Here is a 19,911-nt window from a genome sequence, read left to right as displayed (position 1 = left end):
TCTGTGAAATATACGTTAAAAGTAATATAAAGATACAATAATTGTAACTTATTGATACCATTTTTGATTAGAAATCATCAAAGCTTCTTGTACAGTGATTCTTTTACCTTGATTATAAGCTGTAACAAAAGCATTTTTCACATTATTTCTAACATCATTTCTTTTATCACGAGCTTGTTTATATTCAGTGTATTTTCCAACTAAATATTTAATCCACCCCTCATGTGATTCGGTAGATACAGCATCAGATAGATTAAATTTAGATGCAAAATAATTTTTTGATACATTTTGGTGTCCAGCTCCTACTTGAACTTTATAAGTCACACCCTTTTCTGCTGATGGAGTTGATGTAACAACTGGAACTGACTTCTCTTCTTTTACAGGTTGAGTTTTATTAACAATAGGTTTTGGTTCTTCTTTTTTAACCGGTGTTGGCTCCGTATTCTTTGGTTCAATTACTGGATTCTCATTGCTAGGCTCTGGTTTTGGTGTTTCCTCTACAACCGCTAATTGCTGCTTATAAGCATATGATGATGAATTAATGATATGTTTTTGAGTTACATCATTCTCCAAATAGGATATTGATCCATTTATATCAAAAGTACCATCAGTAGCATTTGTTGTAGGCTCTATAAAGTATGAAACAACAAATTCATCTTTTTTTGGTGCTGCCATCCATAATATTTTTGCTTCACCTTCCTTAAATGAAAAAATTCCACCTTCAGCATTATCAGCAACAGCAGTAAATCCATTAGGAATTACATCTGTAAATTTTGCAAACCCTTCTAAATTTGATTGATTAACTTTTAATGATACTTTGTATTTTCCTCCCAAATCATCAACTGTTCTCAATGTCTTAATATCAACAGTGGTTGAAGATTTTTCAGCTACTTCAGGAGTTGTAACTTCAACAACTGGTTCTTCTGTTTTTGGTTCAACTGTGGGATCTGTTGTTTTTGGCTCTTCATTTACAACAGCAACAGCATCATTTTCTTTTACTATATTAATTGATGATTCAGCAATATCAACATTCTTTCTTTCATTATCTGAAATAAATGAAAATTTACCTCCAATTGAAAATTTACCTACTACATCTTGATTGGTTTTAAGCTTGTAAGTGATTGTAAATTCTTTATCAGCAGGCAAAGCCATCCAAATAAACTTAACTATATTTTCTTTAAAAGAAAAAGTTGCTCCTTTTGCATCAACAACCTCTGCAGTAAAACCATCAGGTATAGTTTGTTGAACTTTTGCAAAACCTGTAACATCTTCTTTTAAGATAGTTACTTCAACCGTAATCTCCTCTCCAGCTCTAACTTTATCAGGTATTTTTTGAGTGGCGGTTACATCGCCAAAAAATAGTTGGTAAATTGATAATCCAATTAAGTGGATAAAAAGAATTACGTATTTTATCATAGTTATTTTAAATTGCTACTGCTCAAAGTAAAAATCAATCAATTGATGTAAATCTTTGGCGGTTAAATTATTTTCACCTTCGAAAAATTGATCAATTGCACTGGTAACTTCTTTTGCAGAAATATAATTGTCTTTATCTAAATCAAGTGCTTTATATTTATCAGGAATAGAAACTTGAGTAATTGCCGTTTTATTTGCTTGTTCATATTCTCTCTGTATTGCATCCAATTCAGCAGTAGACAAATCATCTGCTTTAAAAACTCTTCGTTCTGTTTGAACAGAATCTTTCATACTTTCACGAGCAGCTATCATTTCATCGGTCAAAGTAACACCATCTGAATTAACAACCTTACCTGCTAAAGTATTTGGCTCTTTGTCTAAATAATCTGGCACACCATCTTTATCTCCATCCAATGGGCATCCTTTCCCATCAACTTTCACTCCTTTAGGTGTGTTCTGACACAAATCGTCTCCATCTTTAACCCCATCACCATCACTATCAATTTTATCTAATGTTGAAAAGTCAAAATCTTTGTATTTATCGTCGCTATCTTGAGAAGCAAAATTGTATTGCAACCCAAAAGAAGTGTACAGCATATTATCATTTCCTCCACCACTCACATTATCTAAATAATCTGTAAAAGTTAAAATATATGCAACCCCAATTCTAGCATCTAAATTCGGAGCCATTTTAAACTTTAAACCAAACCTAAGTGGAACTGTGAATGTTGTTTTAGAATAATTTTTAGTGCTATCTTTAAGAGAAGACTCGTAGGTATAGTCTCTAATAACAATTGTTGATAATGTATCTGAACCAGGTGTACTTTGTGCAATATCTCTCAATGTTCCATCATTCCAATGGTAATAATCTCCATATTTATTTTTCAAATCTCCTTTCGGGTCAAAAGATAAATAACCAACCCCAACAGAAAAATATGGGGCGAAAACTGACGATTTATTGATTAATTTTCCATTGTCAAAATCAAACAAAAGATTCGCATCAAAATTCATTATTGAAGTTTCAAAATTTTGAAAAACTTGTTCATCTAGTTGACTTTTAGAAATTTTCCCAAAGAGACCATTTACGCTAACACCAAAAATTCCTCCAATTTTTTTCTCTAAATAAAAACCAAATCCTGGTTTCCAATATGTAAAAACAGTAGAACCTTGAGATCCTTTTACGTCTCCCATATAAGAAAGGACGCCGACATGACCGCCAATTGAAGGAATATGTTGGGATGAAGATTTTTTCTGCCCATAACCAATAGTAGCAAAAACAAAAACCAGCAGAAAAGGTAAAAAAGTATTAATCTTAATCATATACTATAGTTTGTTAGTGAATATCGCAATAAAAATAAATTATTTTTTGATACAAATCTAATTTATTGCAAGATATTAACAACTGTTAATAACTATTAGTCGAAAACAAATCTATAATAATATTGATAGTATTGGTATTAGTCGAAAAAAGACTTATAAACCAAAAAATGTTAATAACCCTAAAAATTTGGCTTCAACAGGTACTTCCCATAGAAATCATCAATTACTTTTACAGCCTCTTCGGCGGTATCAACAAGTGCAAACAAATCAATGTCTTTAGGACTAATATTTTTTTCTTCCAATACGGTTGTTTTTATCCATTCTATTAAACCTCCCCAGAAATCTTTACCAACCAATACAATTGGAAACCTGCCTACTTTTTCTGTTTGAACTAAAGTTATTGCCTCAAATAATTCATCAAAAGTTCCAAAACCACCAGGTAAAACAACAAAACCTTGAGCATATTTTACAAACATTACTTTTCTTACAAAGAAATAATCGAAATTTATGAGTTTATCGTTATCGATATATGGATTGCTAAATTGCTCAAAAGGCAAATCAATATTTAAGCCTACAGATTTACCTTTTGCTTCAAAAGCTCCTTTATTCGCCGCTTCCATAATTCCTGGTCCGCCCCCGGTGATAATCCCATATCCTTTTTGTGATAACTGATAAGCAATTGCTTCTCCAATTTTATAATATTTAGAATCGGGTTTAGTACGAGCCGATCCAAAAATGGAAACGCATGGCCCTATCTTGCCTAATTTTTCGAAACCCTCGACCAATTCACCCATCATTTTAAAAATCGCCCACGAATCATTCGATTTAATTTCATTCCAATCTTTATCTCTAAAACGGTCTTTTATTCTCTCGTTTTCCATATTTTTTAGTTTAATTCTTGCTTTAAATATTTAGCTGTGTAACTTTCTTTATTTTTAATTACTTCTTCAGGAATACCTTCTGTTACAATACTTCCACCTTTTGATCCTCCATCAGGTCCAATATCAATAATGTAGTCGGCAACTTTTATTATATCCATATTGTGTTCAATAATTAACACCGAATTACCAGCATCAACCAATCTATTTATCACCTCCAACAATATTCTAATATCTTCAAAATGTAAGCCTGTAGAAGGTTCATCTAAAATATAAAAGGTATTTCCTGTTTGTTTTTTAGATAGTTCGGTAGCCAATTTAACACGCTGAGCTTCCCCTCCAGATAATGTAGTAGATGGTTGTCCTAAATGCAAATAACCTAACCCAACTTCTTCTAACGCTACTATTTTCAGGTTAATTGATGGGATATTCTCAAAAAAACCAACCGACTCTGAAATAGTCATATTTAACACATCGCTAATTGATTTACCTTTAAACCTTACCTCAAGTGTTTCTCTATTGTATCTTTTGCCATAACACTCATCACACTCTACGTACACATCGGGCAAAAAGTTCATTTCAATAGTTTTCACCCCAGCTCCTTGGCACGTTTCGCATCTTCCTCCTTTTACGTTAAACGAAAAACGACCAGGTTTATAACCTCTAATTTGTGCTTCTGGCAACCCACTAAATAAAGTTCTTATATCAGTAAATACTGAAGTATAAGTTGCAGGGTTTGACCGAGGTGTTCTCCCTATTGGAGATTGGTCAATATCAATAACTTTATCGATATGTTCTAAGCCTTTAATCTCTTTATAAGGTAATGGTTTCTTTACTCCATTGTAAATGTATTTATTCAAAATAGGATACAAAGTTTCATTAATTAATGTAGATTTTCCACTACCCGAAACACCAGTAACACAAACTAGCATACCCAATGGTATTTTTAAATCAACATTTTTTAGATTGTTACCAGTAGCACCCAATAATTGTAAGTAATTACCATTCCCTTTACGTCTTATTGCTGGTACTTGAATTGATAATTCACCATTTAAATAATTGGCAGTTTCAGAATTATCTTTTAGAATATTTTTAGGGGTGTTCGCACACATAATTTCTCCCCCATGTATTCCTGCTTTTGGTCCAATATCAATAATGTAATCAGACTCAAGCATTATCTCTTTATCATGTTCTACAACAATAATAGAATTACCAATGTCACGCAATTCTTTTAATGATTGTATTAATTTTTGGTTGTCGCGCTGATGCAAGCCAATACTAGGCTCATCTAATATATAAAGTACATTCACCAATTGCGAGCCAATTTGAGTTGCCAGTCGAATACGCTGTGCCTCTCCTCCCGACAATGTTTTTGAACTTCTATTAATCGACAAATAATCCAATCCAACATCCAACAAAAATTTAAGCCTTGAATTAATTTCTTTCAATACTTCTTTTGCTATTGTTTGTTGATTTGGAGATAATTTTTCGTAAACATTGCTTGACCATTGGTATAAAGTTGCTATATCCATTTCTGATATTTCAGCAATACTTTTATCATCAATCTTAAAAAATAAGGCTTCTTTTTTTAGACGAGAACCTTCACACGTTGAGCATTTCACTTTATTCATAAAACTCTCTGCCCAACGAGCAATAGTTTTAGAGTTGTTTTCTTCAAATTGTTTGTTGATGATATTTATGATTCCTTCAAACTCAATACTGTATTCTGTTGAAATACCAGAAATATTCTGAGAAACTGAAATTGGTTCTGTTGAACCGTTTAATAGAAAATCAATGGCTTCTTCAGAAATATCTTTTAAGGGAGTGTTTATTGTAAACCCTAATTTAGTTCCAATAGCCTCAATTTGTCTAAAAGTCCAATTACTCTTATATTCTCCCAATGGAACAATACCCCCTTTTTTGATGGTGGAATTAAGGTTTGGAATGATTTTTTTTAAATCAATTTCAGAAACCTCACCCAAACCATTACATTTTTTACATGCCCCATAAGGCGAATTAAATGAGAATAAATTGGGTGCTGGGTCATCATAGGATATTCCAGTTGTAGGACACATTAAGTTTTTGCTCAACAACACATAATCATTCGTTTCAACATCATAAATCATTACCGAACCATTACTGTGTTTGAATGCAATATCAACAGAATTTGTAATTCTTTTATTATCCTCTTGCTGAACTTTAAGTTGGTCGATTACTACCTCAATATCGTGCGTTTTATATCTATCTAAATGATAACCAGAAGTTACATTTATTATCTCTCCATCAACTCGTGCTTTTATAAACCCTTGTTTAATAATTTGCTGAAACAATTCCTTGTAATGCCCTTTTCTACCTTTAACTAACGGAGATAAGATAAGTATTTTTTTGTCGTTGTATTTTTCAAAAATCAACTCAATAATTTGAGTTGAAGAATACTTTACCATTAATTCGCCAGTGTTATACGAATAAGCATTAGAAGCACGAGCATACAACAACCTGAAAAAATCGTAAACTTCGGTAATTGTACCAACTGTAGAACGTGGATTTTTACTTATGGTTTTTTGTTCGATTGAAATAACTGGACTTAACCCACTAATTTTATCAACTTCAGGTCGTTCCATATTACCTAAAAACTGTCTAGCATAAGCCGAGAAAGTCTCTAAATACCTGCGTTGTCCTTCGGCATAAATGGTATCGAATGCTAACGAAGATTTTCCACTACCGCTCAGCCCAGTTATCACAACCAATTGATTACGAGGTATTTTAACAGAAATGTTTTTTAGATTATGGACTTTTGCCCCTTCAACTTCAATAAATTCTTCTTCTGAGCCCAACATTAATTTTCTTATTTTGATTTATCGATGTTCTTTTTTGATATAATAAACAAAGTTATAAATACTAATAAGAAATATCCTGAAAAAATTAAGGTATAAATATGATTCCAATTTTTAATGGATGAAATCAAATATATGACTATACCAGAAGAAACAATAGAGATTAATGCGGTAATTATCGCCACCTGTTTTTCGGTTAACCCCAAATATGATAAATGATGAGTGGTGTGGTCTTTTCCCCCAATAAACGGTGATTTTCCATTTCCTACCCTTTTAATAACAACAGTTAATGTGTCAACAATGGGAACGATAAAGGTTAAAATAGGTATTAAAAATTGGCGTGAAATTGAAAATTCTGTTGTTGTAACAGGGTTCCACAAATAATTTATACTCAATGCTGCTAGAATTATCCCTAAATATTGGCTACCAGTATCTCCCATAAACATTTTTGAAGGATTCCAATTAAAATACAGAAAAGCAAAAAGAGTTCCTAATAATCCAATAACAACCGTCATTGAAATAGAGTCAAACTCCTGATTTGACAACATCAAAATAAAAATAGTAAAGGTTATTATTAACGATATCGAAGTCGTTATACCATCCATATTATCGAGCATGTTTATAGAATTCATTAATCCTACTACCCAAAGAATTGTTAACCCATAATTTAATATTTGAGAATCAAAAACAGTAATAAAAGTACCAGAGTAAATTAATATTACTCCGCAAGTAATTTGGGTAATTAGCTTTAATAAAGGCTTGGTATTATAAGCATCATCAGCCAATCCCATTAAAAACCCAAGTGATATTGCTCCAATTACTCCTGTAAACTGAAAATCTATTGATGATGCACTATAAGAAAATATAAAAGGATGTAAGGTTATTGAAAGTAAAAATACAATATAAAAACTTAGCCCACCCAAAGCAGGCTTTACCTGCTCACTCCATCTTATTGTTGTTTCGTTCTGGTTTCTTATACCAAGTGTTCTAACAAATTTTAATAAAATATTATTTATTAGAAACGAAAAAACTATCGTACCGAGAAAAAAAATGATATGTTTCCATGATAGTAATTCCATTCTAAAATGGGCTTATAAATGATTGAAAATTTTCGGCTAACTTATCCTTTTCTGAAAGAATCGGACTACTTACATCCCAATCAATATTTAGTGTTTTATCATTCCACAACAAACTTTTCTCCGATTCTTTATTATAAAAATTGGAACATTTGTATGAAAAAATAGTTTCATCTAAAAGAGTTAGAAACCCATGCGCAAAACCCGGTGGAATGAAAAGCATGGTCTTATTTTCTTCTGATAATTCTATTTTAAAATGTTTTCCATAAGTTGTTGAATTTTTTCTAATATCTACAACAACATCCAAAACCGCACCTTTTATTACTTGAACTAATTTTCCTTGAGCAAACGGAGGATTTTGAAAATGAAGCCCTCTTAAAACATTTCTATCCGATTTAGACTGATTGTCTTGAACAAAATCTACATCTATAGCATTTCGCTTAAATTCATTTTTATTGAATGATTCAAAAAAGTAGCCTCTTTCGTCCATAAAAACTTTTGGCTTCACAATAATTAACCCTTCAAATTCAGTCGACACAAACTCCATTAATTATTCTTTTTCTTTTTAAAAATTCGTTCTGTAAGTTTTTCTTTTCTGGTATCATCGTAATAATAACCATCTTTATTACCATAACTATAATTGTAATTATACCCGTAACTATAATATTTATTGGTAAAATCAACTCCATTTAATATAATAGATAACTTCTTAATACCATTGTCAACAATTAATTTGTTTAGGTTATTGATAAAGTTTTTTCTCGAATATTCACTCTTAAATATATAGATAGGGTAATCTACTTTTTTAAGCATTTCCATAGCATCTGATACCAACCCAATTGGAGGGTTGTCTAAAATAACTAAATCATAATCTTTTTTCAATTCTGCAACAACCTCATCTAGTTTTCCACTAATAATTAATTCTGATGGGTTTGGTGGTATCGGACCAGAAGTTATAAAATCTAGGTTCTCTAATTCACTATGATGAATACAATCTCCAACTTTATCCTTATCTATTAAAATTGTACTCATTCCATGATGATTGCTAACGCCAAATCCTTTATGAATTTTGGGCTTACGCATATCTAAATCCAAAATAACTACCTTTTTACCCGACATAGCTATAATACCACCAAGATTAAGTGTGCAAAATGTCTTTCCTTCGCCAGAAATAGTAGAGGTGATTGCCATTACTTTTTTTCCTTCAAAACTTGAAATAAATTGAAGATTTGTTCTAATCGACCTGAATGATTCCGAAATAATTGATTTAGGGTCTCGATTAATAACCAACTGAGAAACAGGTATTTCTCTACTGTATATTGGTACAGAGCCTAACACTCCTACTGCAGAATTTGCATGTTTTGTTATTTCATCAATTGTACTAATCGTATTCTTTAATACATACTTTAAGATGAGTATTACCAAACTTATAACGACCCCTAAAAGTATTCCAGTTATAATAATTATTTTTTTATTTGGTGAAAATGGAACACTAGGTACTACTGCTTTATCTAAAATAGTATGTTGTGGAACAAACCCAGCTTCTGAAATTGAATATTCCGTTCTTCTTTCCATGATAAGCGTAAAGAATTTTTCATCAATAGATAACACGCGTTGTAAACGAGCATACTGCAATTCTTTTGCTGGAACGTTCAAGTATTTGTTTTGGATTTCTTCTATTTTTCTTACTATCTCCTGTCGTCTATAGCTTAACTTCTCAACTAAAGAAGAAATAGACTTAAATAAAACTTCTTTTTGAGTTTCGATTTGTTGGTCGTGCAACTTCAATAAATCACTTTCTTTAGTCGCCTCTGTTAACATTTGTTGACGCTGCACTAATAATCCTTGTAAATCAGTAATAAGCATGGTAATTCTAGCTTCATATTCTGTTCCTGAAAGAATTGGTAAAAGATTATAAACATTAATTTCTTTTATTTTACCTTTTAGTGAATTGTTAATTTCAACCAATACATTTTTCTGCAAATCAAAATCTATCAGTTGATTTTCAAGTTTATTAACTCTTTCAACATAAAGTGATGAGAACTTATCTATATCTGACAGTTTGTTCGTCTTTTGAAATTCCTCAATGCTATTTTCGGATATTTTTACTTTATTGTAATACTTGTCTAATTGGTCATCCAAAAATTCAATAACTTTTTTAGAGCTTTTACTTCTCTCTTCAATATCGTAAACAATATATTCATTTGCCAAAGCGGTTAAAACATCAGCAGTCTTTACCGCATTGTTATCTTGAAAAGATAGGCTAATTGTTTTAGCTAATGGATTAAGAGGATAAACATTTAAACGTGATATATATGAATTTGTAAGGTTCTCTATATTATTTATAGTAAAAAAAAGTTTTGTATTCTTAATATCTGATTGTGATAGTTTTGCTTCCTCATAATTGCTGAAAAAAATAGATAACTCTATTCGATTCGTCTGTATTTTTTCTCCACTTGTAAACTCCCCTATTAATTTATCACCTTCTAGTAATTTAAACTTGTTGTTATTTGTTAGCTCTAAATAATGAGGCACTCCAAATATGCTTGAATCTTTAATAAGATATTGTACATTTACTGGTGAATTTCTATATAACTCAAAAGTTAAAAATTTACCTTCATTGTAGTAACTAATATCTAATGGAAGAGTTGATAATGCTCTCTTTAATAAGAACTTTGATTTTAGCAATTCAACATCTTTGGCAACATCCTCTTGCTCCTGAAAATTATCAACTTTCAACACCTGATCGGCAGTATTTTTAGAGCCAACTTGAAGTACTAATTGAGATTGATACAAAGGAACAGTATAACGAAGATAGAAGAAAGCAATAATAGCGCACGTGAGTATAATAGCAATAAAAAGGAACAGATTTCTCTTGAAAATTTGCAACAAAAGAATAATATCTAATTCTGTATTAAAATTAGATATAGCTTCACTTTTTTTATTGTATTCGTTTTCTTCGCTCATTAAAGCTTACTTACTTAAATTATTGATTACAATTACCAATGTTAACGTACTAGTTATTATACCAACAATAGGAGCCAAATCACGAACAACCTCCAGAACTGTATTTTTTCTTGGTTCAACATATATAATATCATTGGCTTGAATGGTGAAACCAGCATCTTTTATTCCATCAATTTTACTAAAATCAAACAAATAAACTTTTGGATTTTTTAAATCACCTCTTATCAGTTTAACTCTATGCGATTTACTTTCTTTTAATAATCCACCAGCAGCACCTAACACCTCAAAGATTGTAGTGTACTCATTATTTAATGGTACAACTTGAGCTTTACCAATACCTGTAAACACCGTAACTCTTCTATTAATTACTTTTAAAAGAACAAAAGGTTTTATATAATATTTAGCGTATTCTTCCTGAAGAATTTCGACAGCTTCTTTAATCGTTTTATCCTTTAAATTTATTCTACCAATTACAGGGAACTTACAATTTCCATCAAATTCAACTAATAAATTTGTTGTTGTAACACCTTGCAATCTATTTTCTGCACTAGAAATAGCCGTTAAATCAATTAAACGAGTACCTTCATTGGTATACAATTGAAAATCTAATATATCACTAGGCTTAATGGTGTATTGGATAGTAGAATCGTTTGGTCCCGACTCGTAATTGTAATCCTTTTTTGCTTTCATCATTATACTTGGATTTACATTACAAGCATATATGGAAACCACTATAACTATTAGAATTAGACTTCTTAATTTGTTCAATTTCATATCAATTCTTTATAATTTAACAAATCTATTAAAAACTTGTTTAATAAGTACAATTTATTTGGTGTTGTTTAATAAAGATACGTAAAGCTTCTCCATATCGTTGACCAATCGTGTATAATGAAATTTATCTTTAACATGATTCCAGCCTTTTGAACCCATCCTAATTCTTAAATCATCATTATTTATAAGCCTTAAAAGAGCTTCAGAAAACTGGTGTAAATCATTTGAAGGTACAACAAAAGCTGTTTCATTCTGAACAACTATATTTTCTACTCCTCCAACATTTGTTGTAACGATTGGTTTGTTTGATGCTTGAGCTTCAATTAAACTTACTGGAGTGCCTTCATTTAATGATGATAGAGCAATAATATCCAATCCGGCATTTGCCCAATCTACATCTTTAATCCATGACGTAAAGGTAATTAGAGCTTGCTTTTGTTGCTTGGTATATTCCACAAAATTGATGTCTAAATTTTCGCAATAGCCAATTAAGTTTTCTTTTTCTTCCCCATCACCAATTATAAAAACACAAATCTTTTTTTCTGCTTTCGTTTTTAATATGTTGATAGCATCAATAAAAAGTTTGTGGTTTTTAATTGGAACCAATCTCCCAATAATGCCTATGGCTATTTCATCAGCTTCAATTTTATAAAACTCCCTAAACGATTTTCGTTTTTCTTCAATGTTTTCTTGAAATCTTGATAAATCAAACCCAAGAGGAACTACTTTTATTTTGCTTTTTTTACAGATTTTGTGTTGAGTAGAAAGTTCATTTTTTTGAATATCACTTATCGCAATTATTGCTGTAGATTTTCTTGCCAAATAACGTTCAATGTTTTTAAATAACATGGTTTTTGTTTTTCCAAAATACGAATGAAAAACATGCCCATGAAACGTGTGTACAATTACTGGAACTTTGCATTTAGAAGCTGCCAATCTACCTAAAGTACCAGCTTTTGAGGCATGAGTATGGACTATATCTGGTTGAAACTCTTTAATAATTTGTTTAAGTTTTTGATAAGCAATTTTATCCTCCTTCATCCCAATATCTCTCCTCATTTCAGGAATTATGATTGGATTTAAACCCAATTGATCAAGAATAAACGTTGAGCTTTCTTCTGTATCATCTTTATCCCCTCCAACTAATAAAGTTTCAAAATCATCACTCAAATATTTGGTTAAATAAGCTGCGTTAAAGGTTGGTCCACCTAAATTAAAACGGTTGATAATACGAAGTACTTTTATTTTTTTCTTTTCTGCCATTTAGCTCATCATATACTTTTTCCACCACGTATTAAACACAATTATTGCCCAAATGGTTGCCCCACTATCATTAGGATTTTGAGAAAAAAGTTGTTTTTTTAATTGTTTTATCGCAGATAAATTAAAAACTCCTTGTTCTTGAATAAAATTATCACCCAATAAATCATCCTCAATCGTCGATTTTAATTCGTTTCTAAACCAAGATAATAAGGGTACCTCAAACCCATGTTTGGGACGGTTGTAAACTTCCTCTGGCAATTCATTTCTAAAAGCATCTTGTAAAATTCTTTTTTTCATTTGCCCATTTATTTTAAACTCAACAGGTAAAGAAAAAGCAAAATTTACCACTCGATAATCCAAAAACGGCGTTCTCACTTCTAAACTATTTGCCATACTCATGGCGTCAACTTTTCGAAGCATATCATTTACCAATACCATTTTTGTATCCGTAAATAATACATCGTTAAAACTACCGTTGTTTTGTATAGATTTTAAAAGCTGTTCTTTTCTTGAGCTGCATTCTTGCTGATTGTAATTAACAGAAAGCAATTCTTCAACAACCTTTTCAGGTTGTATAGATGCCCAAAGCCAATAGCGTTCTTTATTCGATAATTTAGCTCCTTGACTAAATTTGTACAACTGCCTATTTACATTGGTAATCGCATTATTTCTTGATTTAGGTAATGTTTTCCAAATCGGGTAACCTCCTTTAATTAAGGACTCTTTAAAACCGCTATTTCTAACCTTAAATTCTGCAGCATGTTTGTTGTATCCCGAAAAAATCTCATCAGCACCATCTCCCGACAAAGCAACAGTAACATGTTGCTTAGTGTATTTACTCAACAAATAAACTGCAATGGCTGATGAATCGGCAAATGGCTCGTCGATATAATCTAAAATATCATTTAAATGTTCGTACAAATCGTTGTTGGTAAGCGAAAAGCAATGATGATTACTCCCAATTTTTTTGGCAACAGCAGTTGCATATCTAGTTTCATCAAAAAAAGGTTCGTCTTTATAACCAATCGAGAAGGTATTTAAATCGGATTTATGTCGTTTTGCTAACAAACTTATAATAGAAGAATCCACTCCTCCACTTAAAAAAGTCCCAATAGGCACATCAGCAATTAATCTTTTTTGAACCGAATCTTCCAATAAATTAACCAACTCCGTTTTCGCTTTTTCGTAATTGCTTGAAGAAGGTATTATTTCCTCAGTCGGAATTGAAAAATATTGGGTTTCCGAAACAGTAATTGTGCTTGTAATATCAGCAATAAAAATAAAATGAGCTGGTTGGAGTTTTTTTACTTGTTTAAAAATAGAATCGTGTGTTGGAATATAGTTGAATTGTAAATAGTTAAACAAACTCGTGCTATCAACTGTTTTATCGATTTTAAATTTTACAATAGCTTTTAATTCTGATGCAAATATAAAAGTAGTGCCATCAAAATAATACAGCAATGGTTTTATCCCCATTCGGTCGCGAGCAACAAACAAGGAGTTGTTTTGTTTATCGAAAATGGCAAAAGCAAAAAAACCATTGAGCATTTCTAAGCATTTCTGTTGATGTTTGATATACAAATACAACAGTACTTCTGTGTCGCTATTGGTTTTAAACGTTACACCTTGTTTTATTAAATCTTCTTTAAGCTCTTTGAAATTAAATATTTCACCATTAAAAACAATGGTGTATCGACCACTAACATCCAAAAATGGTTGGTTTGCAGCTTCAGTAGTATCAATAATTGAAAGCCGAGCATGACCTAAAGCCAATCCATCAAAAAGCTGTGTACTTTGATTATCTGGTCCTCTTTTGGATAAAGTTTGTGTGGCAACACCAATTTTACCAAGCTCTTGGTTGTTTTGAGAAATGATTCCTATTATTCCACACATAATTTTACAACTAACTGTAGCAAGTTTAAACAAAAATCCCTCTATCCGAATGGATAAAGGGATTTTTTTATTACTAGATTCCTGCTTTCGAAGTCCCGATAGCTATCGGGAGACGTTGAGTTTACATGTGAATCACTTCACCATAAGCAGCAGCAGCAGCTTCCATTATAGCTTCGCTCATGGTTGGGTGAGGATGAACTGTTTTAATTAATTCGTGACCCGTAGTTTCTAACTTACGAATAGCCACTAATTCAGCCACCATTTCGGTAACATTAGCACCAATTAAGTGACCACCTAGTAATTCGCCATATTTTGCATCAAAAATAAGTTTTACAAACCCATCTTTATGTCCAGCAGCACTTGCTTTACCTGATGCTGAAAATGGGAATTTACCTACTTTAATTTCATAACCTTTTTCTACCGCCATTTTTTCTGTCATACCCACAGAAGCAACTTCTGGTGAGCAATAAGTACAACCTGGTATGTTTCCATAATCCAACGCATCAACATGCATTCCTGCAATTTTCTCTACACAAATAATACCTTCAGCTGAAGCTACGTGTGCTAAAGCATGTCCTTTGGTTACATCACCAATTGCATAATAACCTGGTATGTTGGTTTGGTAGAAATCGTTGGTTACAATAATATCTTTGTCTACAACAATACCAACTTCTTCTAAACCAATATTTTCAATGTTTCTTTTGATACCTACAGCAGATAAAACAACATCACATTCAATAGTTTCATCACCTTTTTTGGTCTTTACCAATACTTTACATCCAGTTCCTTTTGTATCTACACTTTCAACAGATGAATTGGTCATAACATTAATTCCAGCTTTTTTGAACGAACGTTCTAATTGTTTAGAAACTTCTTCATCCTCTAAAGGAACAATGTTTGGTAAAAATTCGATTAAAGTTACTTCAACACCCATTGCATTATAAAAGTAAGCAAACTCAGAACCAATAGCCCCTGAACCTACTACCACCATTTTCTTTGGTAACTTTGGTAACACTAATGCTTCTCTGTATCCAATTATTTTTTTTCCGTCTTGTGGCAAATTCGGCAACACTCTAGAACGAGCACCTGTAGCAATAATAATGTGTTTACCTTCGTACTCAGTAACTTTTTTATCATCACCTTCTACTGCAACTTTTTGCCCTTTTTTAAGCATTGCACTACCTTTAATTACATCAATTTTATTTTTTTTCATTAAAAATTGAATACCATTACTCATACCAGATGCAACATCTCTACTTCTTTTAACAATTGCAGGAAAATCTGCATCAGCACTTTTTACTGTAATACCATAATCTGCAGCATGATTGATGTACTCAAAAACATTAGCACTTTTTAATAGTGCTTTAGTTGGAATACATCCCCAATTTAAACATATACCGCCTAATTCTGCTTTTTCGATTACAGCTGTTTTTAAACCTAATTGCGAAGCTCTGATTGCAGCAACGTAGCCACCAGGTCCACTTCCAACAACAATTACATCATAACTCATAGTATTGTATTTTAATTTTTAATAATTCTAATTTAACAATTGCGAAGTTAACATTAAAAGTTCAGAAAGTTTAAAGTTTCGTCGATTTCTGTCCAAAAGTTATCTCACAAATACCAAATCCAATTTATGAATTTTAAAATCAGGAGCATTGTTTTTAATTAATGTAGGGTAAATAGTAAAAACAGTATCGCTTGGTGGTATAAAGTTGCCCTCTAATTTTCCGTAAAATTTCCAATGTGTAAGCCCATTGTTTATAGTTTTAACTTCATTTTCTAATGATGAACAATTTAACGGATCTAAACCTCCTTTTAAAAGTTGTTCGTTGCCTTTATAAAATTCAAAATCGAGCACCATTTCAGGATAATCCTTAAACTCAATATCACAATCTAAATAAAAATCGACCTGACGATGCTTTTCACATTCAATAGATATGGATTGTTGCTCTGGTTTTGTTAGGTCAATCCTTACAATTTCTTCGGTACAAGAAAAAAAGAGAAAGAAAAGAAAAATAAATGTTACTATCTTTTTTATTTGTTGCATAGATATAAACAAACTTAATCACTCTATTTATAAGATTCTTCACTTCATTTGTTTACAAAAATCGTTTCGATTTTAGAACAAATTTTGTTCTGAATGACAAAAAATACAATTATCTCACTATCAAATCATTTTTATTTCCCTGTACCTTTCAAAACAATCATTACGGTATAAATCAAAATTTTGAAGTCAACCAGTAATGACATGTTCTCAATGTAGATGATATCAAATTTTAATCGTTCCACCATTTGTTTTACATTTTCGGCATAACCATATTTAACTTGTCCCCAAGATGTAATTCCTGGACGCACTTTTAACAAATGGTAATAATGAGGTGCTTCTTTAACAATTTGGTCGATAAAAAACTGACGCTCTGGTCTTGGTCCTACCAAACTCATATCACCAATAAGCACATTATAAAATTGTGGTATTTCATCCAATCGAACTTTACGCATAAATCGTCCAAAATTGGTTATTCTCATATCTTTTTGACTCGACAAAGCTGGTCCATCTTTTTCAGCATCAACAGTCATCGATCGGAATTTATAAATCATAAAAGGTTTACCGTGAATTCCAATCCTCTCTTGTGAAAAAAAAGCAGGTCCCTTAGAAGTTGATTTTACAACAATAGCGGTAATTATATAAAGCGGCGAAAAAATGATCAAAACAAAAAGTGACGTGAAAATATCGATAATCCGTTTAACCGATTGTTGCCATGTAGGCATTATTTCTTTGGTTATTACAATTAACGGCGTACCAAAAATAGAAGTCATTTTAACCGAACCAGCTAAAATATCATACATATCTGGGATAATTTTTATAATAACTGGTAATCCCTCTAATACGGTAATTATATTACCAAGGCTTTTATGCTCTGATGATTCTATTGCAATAATAACTTCTTCTATTTTATTATCTTCAATGGTTTTTCTCAAATCAACACAATTGCCTAAATGAGGTAAAAAATCGGATAACTTTGAAATTTCGTTAGCTTCGTTTACATGGGTAAAACCAATAATGTTATTACCAAAAGAATACTTCTGATTGTTTATTTCGTGAAATAAATCGAGTGCATTTTGATTAGAACCAATAATTAAAGTATTGAATCCAATTTTTCTACTCTTTATTCGTCTACCAGTATAAGTAGTCAAAATAAGTCGAAACAATTCAGTAACCAAAAAATGTATTGAAAACAGTGTTAAATAAGAAAGATAATATTGTTTGTAAGTGGCTATCTCATCATCTAATATAATTACAAAAAATAAGATTAACGAGCCTAATAAAGAGGCCAGAAATGTTTGCCCAAATTCTTTTAATCTAGATTTACGATAAATGTTTTTATATGTACCTGATACTGCATAAATAGTAAGCCAAAACAAGGGAATTATTATCAGGGCAAGAAAAAAGTTGTCATCAAAAACAACATCTATTTCATAACCAAATTTTATTGGTTCAATGTATTTTTTTCTAAAAATAAAAAATAAAGTCCAGCTAATTATAGCTGCTAATACATCAATGAAAATATACTTTAAAGTATGTAATTTTTTATTCATTAAAGATGTACTATTTTGAGGTTGTCAAATGCAAAATCGGGGTAATCAACCTTAGATTGAAATCCAAAGAATATTTTATACTGACTAGCATTTGATCTGGTTTTGATAGGCTCCGTAAAATTCAAGTAAATTTTTTTCCAAGTGGTAGTGGTATTCAAATAAAAAACTCCAACTTGATCGCTATCGGCATACAACCCCACCAAAACAGGTTGATTACATTTAAAATTCAACTCTAAAAATACGGTTTTGTTTCGTGGTATTGTTGTAAACGCTTGTGTATAACATTCAAAAAAATCCATTCCTGGAATCATGGAGACTTTTCCTGAGTAAAACCCTTCAAAAACATCACTATTGGTTTTGTACACTACCGTATCAGAAATAGCATTATAACTGAAAGGCAAACTTGCCGATTCAAAGTCCTCCATCCAATAGAAATTGGTGCCAGAAGTATATGTTGTAATTGGAACTAGATTTAACGTTTCTCCTTTTTTTAGCGTAATTTGCTCGGAATAAACGTTGTAAAAAATATATTTAGATCTCCGTTCACTTATCCCATTTTCTTTAATACCAGGATAAACATCTATTTTAACATTGCCTTCTTTTAAAACAGGAAATTTCACTGGTAACTCAAAAATTCCAACTAAATCATTATCAATATAAACCCAAGCATCGGTAATGTTTGACGAGCTTGTTCCTTGTGTAGAATAATTGGTTGAAATGGTAAATTTATCTATAGAAATATAGGATGGAATAGTCGCTTCAAGCTCATCTTTTGAGCAAGAATTGAAACCAAATAAGATTACTAATACTAAAATGTAATTTTTTACGTTGCGCAATGTTTTAAAATATCTCTCCCAAACGCGGATTCAAATTAAATATTGTGCAAAGGTATTAATCTTCTATTAACGACAATGAAATTTTTAATTTTTCAACAATTTTATGTGCCACATCCAGTGCATTGAAGCCATCGTGAATGGTGACCATTGGCGTAGTATTTTCTATAATAGAAATAGCAAATTGTGTAAGTTCTTCTTTTATTGCATTTACTTCGGTTACTTTAGGCTTATCAAAATAAATTTGTTTTTTACCTTTTCCATTACCTAAATCAAGGGTAACAGATAAGGGGTCAGGTTCACCTTCTACGTTCTTAAGCTTGACAACTTCTGCTTGTTTTTCTAGAAAATCGACAGAAATGTAAGCATCACGTTGGAACATACGGGTTTTACGCATGTTTTTTAACGAAATTCTGCTTGCTGTTAAATTGGCAACACAACCATTATCAAATTCAATTCGAGCATTGGCAATATCAGGTGTATCGCTGACTACAGCTACGCCACTTGCATTTATTTTTTTAATGTTCGATTTTACTACACTCAAGACAATGTCGATATCGTGTATCATTAAATCTAGCACCACAGGCACATCAGTTCCTCGAGGGTTAAATTGGGCTAACCGGTGTGTTTCTATAAACATGGGGTTATTGATGTAAGGCAAAGCCGAAGTAAATGCAGGATTAAATCGTTCTACGTGCCCGACTTGCACTTTAACATTGGCTTCTTCCGACAAATAAATCAATTGTTTTGCCTCATCAACCGTATTGGTAATCGGTTTTTCAATAAAAACGTGTTTCGATAGTTTTAATGCTTTTGAAGCACAATCGAAATGAGCCAAGGTAGGTGTAACTATATCTACAGCATCAACCAAATCAATTAATTCGTCCATGTCGGCAAAAGCTTTCACACCAAATTCTTGTGCTACTTTTTTTCTGTTTTCCTCATCCAAATCAAAAAAACCAACCAATTCAAATTGCTCAATTTCTTTTAGTAACCTGATGTGAATTTTACCTAAATGACCTGCTCCTATTACACCTATTTTTAACATCTGTTCATT

Annotated in this window: 14 protein-coding genes and 1 pseudogene; all 15 read right to left on the bottom strand. The window is 31.6% G+C overall.

Going from position 1 to position 19,911, the window contains the following annotated elements:
* Positions 1-48 precede the first annotated feature (48 nt).
* On the bottom strand, positions 49-1,416 hold the full coding sequence (locus H6589_02680; GenBank protein ID MCB9173488.1) for a hypothetical protein: 1,368 nt from the start codon (positions 1,414-1,416) through the stop codon (positions 49-51).
* Positions 1,417-1,755: 339 nt separating this feature from the next.
* Positions 1,756-1,917 (bottom strand): annotated as a pseudogene (locus H6589_02675) (thrombospondin type 3 repeat-containing protein).
* A 998-nt stretch (positions 1,918-2,915) separates the two neighbouring features.
* On the bottom strand, positions 2,916-3,617 hold the full coding sequence (locus H6589_02670; GenBank protein MCB9173487.1) for a TIGR00730 family Rossman fold protein: 702 nt from the start codon (positions 3,615-3,617) through the stop codon (positions 2,916-2,918).
* 5 nt (positions 3,618-3,622) lie between these two features.
* On the bottom strand, positions 3,623-6,451 hold the full coding sequence (uvrA, locus tag H6589_02665) for an excinuclease ABC subunit UvrA (protein MCB9173486.1): 2,829 nt from the start codon (positions 6,449-6,451) through the stop codon (positions 3,623-3,625).
* An 8-nt stretch (positions 6,452-6,459) separates the two neighbouring features.
* Positions 6,460-7,527, bottom strand: coding sequence for an undecaprenyl/decaprenyl-phosphate alpha-N-acetylglucosaminyl 1-phosphate transferase (locus tag H6589_02660; protein MCB9173485.1), 1,068 nt, complete (start codon positions 7,525-7,527; stop codon positions 6,460-6,462).
* Position 7,528: 1 nt separating this feature from the next.
* The gene (rfbC, locus tag H6589_02655; protein ID MCB9173484.1) at positions 7,529-8,071 is read right to left on the bottom strand and encodes a dTDP-4-dehydrorhamnose 3,5-epimerase; all 543 of its coding nucleotides are present in this window, start codon (positions 8,069-8,071) and stop codon (positions 7,529-7,531) included.
* Entirely contained in the window at positions 8,071-10,491 is a 2,421-nt protein-coding gene (locus H6589_02650) for a polysaccharide biosynthesis tyrosine autokinase (GenBank protein ID MCB9173483.1), read from the bottom strand. Before H6589_02650 ends, rfbC begins: the two co-directional genes overlap by 1 nt.
* 6 nt (positions 10,492-10,497) lie before the next feature.
* Positions 10,498-11,265 carry a polysaccharide biosynthesis/export family protein gene (locus H6589_02645; protein MCB9173482.1) on the bottom strand — a complete coding sequence of 256 codons (768 nt, stop codon included), beginning with the start codon at positions 11,263-11,265 and terminating at the stop codon, positions 10,498-10,500.
* A 54-nt stretch (positions 11,266-11,319) separates the two neighbouring features.
* Positions 11,320-12,528: a glycosyltransferase gene (locus tag H6589_02640; protein ID MCB9173481.1), complete on the bottom strand. Its 1,209-nt coding sequence runs from the start codon at positions 12,526-12,528 to the stop codon at positions 11,320-11,322.
* Positions 12,529-14,421 carry an asparagine synthase (glutamine-hydrolyzing) gene (gene asnB / locus H6589_02635; protein ID MCB9173480.1) on the bottom strand — a complete coding sequence of 631 codons (1,893 nt, stop codon included), beginning with the start codon at positions 14,419-14,421 and terminating at the stop codon, positions 12,529-12,531. It lies immediately after the preceding gene.
* Between the two features lie 121 nt (positions 14,422-14,542).
* Positions 14,543-15,931: a dihydrolipoyl dehydrogenase gene (gene lpdA, locus H6589_02630; GenBank protein ID MCB9173479.1), complete on the bottom strand. Its 1,389-nt coding sequence runs from the start codon at positions 15,929-15,931 to the stop codon at positions 14,543-14,545.
* A 99-nt stretch (positions 15,932-16,030) separates the two neighbouring features.
* Positions 16,031-16,471, bottom strand: a complete 441-nt coding sequence (locus H6589_02625) for a hypothetical protein (GenBank protein MCB9173478.1) — start codon at positions 16,469-16,471, stop codon at positions 16,031-16,033.
* Between the two features lie 131 nt (positions 16,472-16,602).
* Positions 16,603-18,021, bottom strand: coding sequence for a sugar transferase (locus tag H6589_02620; GenBank protein ID MCB9173477.1), 1,419 nt, complete (start codon positions 18,019-18,021; stop codon positions 16,603-16,605).
* Positions 18,021-18,857, bottom strand: a complete 837-nt coding sequence (locus H6589_02615) for a hypothetical protein (protein MCB9173476.1) — start codon at positions 18,855-18,857, stop codon at positions 18,021-18,023. The genes H6589_02620 and H6589_02615 overlap by 1 nt, the downstream gene beginning before the upstream one ends.
* A 55-nt stretch (positions 18,858-18,912) precedes the next feature.
* A complete protein-coding gene (locus tag H6589_02610) occupies positions 18,913-19,902 on the bottom strand; it encodes a Gfo/Idh/MocA family oxidoreductase (GenBank protein MCB9173475.1) in 990 nt (329 codons plus the stop codon).
* Positions 19,903-19,911 lie beyond the last annotated feature (9 nt).

The sequence above is a fragment of the Flavobacteriales bacterium genome (assembly GCA_020635795.1).
Taxonomy (GTDB): domain Bacteria; phylum Bacteroidota; class Bacteroidia; order Flavobacteriales_E; family Vicingaceae; genus Vicingus.
Note: the sequence above shows the minus strand (reverse complement) of the source record. Positions and strands in the feature narration are given on the sequence as shown.

What these genes read in the sequence shown, in the direction of transcription:
- H6589_02680 (MCB9173488.1), bottom strand. Translation starts at nt 1,416, where the DNA reads ATGATAAAATACGTAATTCTTTTTATCCACTTAATTGGATTATCAATT.
- H6589_02670 (MCB9173487.1), bottom strand. Translation starts at nt 3,617, where the DNA reads ATGGAAAACGAGAGAATAAAAGACCGTTTTAGAGATAAAGATTGGAAT.
- uvrA (MCB9173486.1), bottom strand. Translation starts at nt 6,451, where the DNA reads ATGTTGGGCTCAGAAGAAGAATTTATTGAAGTTGAAGGGGCAAAAGTC.
- H6589_02660 (MCB9173485.1), bottom strand. Translation starts at nt 7,527, where the DNA reads ATGGAATTACTATCATGGAAACATATCATTTTTTTTCTCGGTACGATA.
- rfbC (MCB9173484.1), bottom strand. Translation starts at nt 8,071, where the DNA reads ATGGAGTTTGTGTCGACTGAATTTGAAGGGTTAATTATTGTGAAGCCA.
- H6589_02650 (MCB9173483.1), bottom strand. Translation starts at nt 10,491, where the DNA reads ATGAGCGAAGAAAACGAATACAATAAAAAAAGTGAAGCTATATCTAAT.
- H6589_02645 (MCB9173482.1), bottom strand. Translation starts at nt 11,265, where the DNA reads ATGAAATTGAACAAATTAAGAAGTCTAATTCTAATAGTTATAGTGGTT.
- H6589_02640 (MCB9173481.1), bottom strand. Translation starts at nt 12,528, where the DNA reads ATGGCAGAAAAGAAAAAAATAAAAGTACTTCGTATTATCAACCGTTTT.
- asnB (MCB9173480.1), bottom strand. Translation starts at nt 14,421, where the DNA reads ATGTGTGGAATAATAGGAATCATTTCTCAAAACAACCAAGAGCTTGGT.
- lpdA (MCB9173479.1), bottom strand. Translation starts at nt 15,931, where the DNA reads ATGAGTTATGATGTAATTGTTGTTGGAAGTGGACCTGGTGGCTACGTT.
- H6589_02625 (MCB9173478.1), bottom strand. Translation starts at nt 16,471, where the DNA reads ATGCAACAAATAAAAAAGATAGTAACATTTATTTTTCTTTTCTTTCTC.
- H6589_02620 (MCB9173477.1), bottom strand. Translation starts at nt 18,021, where the DNA reads ATGAATAAAAAATTACATACTTTAAAGTATATTTTCATTGATGTATTA.
- H6589_02610 (MCB9173475.1), bottom strand. Translation starts at nt 19,902, where the DNA reads ATGTTAAAAATAGGTGTAATAGGAGCAGGTCATTTAGGTAAAATTCAC.